This window comes from Caulobacter sp. CCNWLW153, assembly GCF_036889365.1.
Taxonomy (GTDB): domain Bacteria; phylum Pseudomonadota; class Alphaproteobacteria; order Caulobacterales; family Caulobacteraceae; genus Caulobacter; species Caulobacter radicis.
This window is the reverse complement of the sequence record NZ_JBAKFV010000039.1, coordinates 1-1,431: the sequence shown is the minus strand read 5'-3', so window position 1 is coordinate 1,431 and position 1,431 is coordinate 1. Positions and strand designations below refer to the sequence as shown.

Genomic DNA, 1,431 nt, shown 5'->3' with positions numbered 1-1,431 from the left:
CGACCTGCCGCGCCACCACGGCCGAGGCTTCCCCCGCCTCGAGGTACATCCGCGTCGCCTCGGCGGTGAGGGGCTGGAAATGGGAATGGGGCAGCGCCGTCACGGGCTGTACTCCGATACTCGGGGTGATCAGGAAATCAGGCGGGGTCGTTCAGCTCGGCCACGAAGTCGTAGGTGTCGCCGCGGTAGTAGGACTGGGTCACTTCCACCGCGCGGCCGTCCTTGAGGAAGCCGCGTCGCTCCACCAGCAGGCCCGCGTCCTTGGCCTTCACGCCCAGAAGGCCCGCGTGCTGCGGGGTGATCAGCACCGCGCGCAGGCGCTGCAGCGCGCGGACCGGCTTGTAGCCGGCGCTGGCCATGGCCTCGTAGAGCGAGTGGTCGACCACATCGAGCGAGGGCAGGGCGAAGGCGGCGATGGTCGAATACTCCACCGCCATCGGTGCGCCGTCGGCGTAGCGGATGCGGTGGAAGCGGTAGACCGGCGTGCTGGGCGACAGGCCCAGGGTCAGCGATTCCTCGGGCGTGACCGCGCCTTCCATCCGGGCCAGCCACTCACTGTGCGGGCTGCGGCCGCGCGAGATCATGTCCTCGGTGAAGCAGGTCAGCTTGGAGAAGTTCTTTTCCACCCGCGCGGCGACGAAGGTGCCCGCGCCCTGGCGACGCGTCAGCAGGCCTTCGTGGACCAGGCCTTCCAGCGCCTTGCGCACGGTGATGCGCGAGACGTTGAAGTCTTCGGCCATGTCGCGTTCGGGCGGCAGGGCGTCTTCCGGCGTCAGCACCTTGTGCTGTATCGCCTCGCGCAGGGCTTTCTGGAGCTGCAGGTAGAGGGGCGCTGAGGAGGCGCTTTCGATCGGACCGATACGTTCGGAGAGCAACATGGGTTAGTTTCCCACCAGAGGTCGAGCTTGGCGCCGCGTTTCGGAGCAGCTCATTGCATACATACCAATCTAAGTCCTCTTTTGTCGGCCGATTTGGTCCGATAAATCGCAACAGGGCGATAAACCGCTTTTGTGTCAAACGGTTTTCAGCTCTCCGTCAGGGGGAGAGTTTTTGGAATGGTATTAAAATGGCATCCATGCCCAGCCATCAATCATCCCCTGCAAGCACACCGCGAGCCGGACCCGGGCGACACGTCAGGGAGGCGGGGGCGCCGGCCGGCCTGCTGCTGAGCGCGCCGCTTGCAGGCTGGGTGGCGCCTTTGGATGAGACGCCGGACGCGGTGTTCGCCGAGCGGATGCTGGGGGACGGGCTGGCGATCGATCCGACGGGGTCGGTGCTGCATGCGCCGTGCGATGGGCGGGTGGTGACGGTGCACCGTTCGCGCCACGCGGTGACGCTGCGGGCGACGAACGGGGCCGAGATCCTGATGCATGTGGGTCTGGAGACGGTGGCGCTGGACGGCGAGGGCTTCACCGTCCTCGTGGCCGAGGG

The 1,431-nt window shown here is 66.7% G+C and carries 2 protein-coding genes; one reads left to right on the top strand and one right to left on the bottom strand.

Going from position 1 to position 1,431, the window contains the following annotated elements:
* Positions 1-137: 137 nt before the first annotated feature.
* Positions 138-878 carry a GntR family transcriptional regulator gene (locus V6S85_RS26490; protein ID WP_116490828.1) on the bottom strand — a complete coding sequence of 247 codons (741 nt, stop codon included), beginning with the start codon at positions 876-878 and terminating at the stop codon, positions 138-140.
* A gap of 281 nt (positions 879-1,159) precedes the next feature.
* Between V6S85_RS26490 and V6S85_RS26485 the strand changes: the two genes are divergently transcribed.
* Positions 1,160-1,431, top strand: a 272-nt coding sequence (locus V6S85_RS26485; RefSeq protein WP_334350808.1) for a PTS sugar transporter subunit IIA, incomplete at its 3' end; no start/stop codon positions are given.

What these genes read in the sequence shown, in the direction of transcription:
- V6S85_RS26490 (WP_116490828.1), bottom strand. Translation starts at nt 878, where the DNA reads ATGTTGCTCTCCGAACGTATCGGTCCGATCGAAAGCGCCTCCTCAGCG.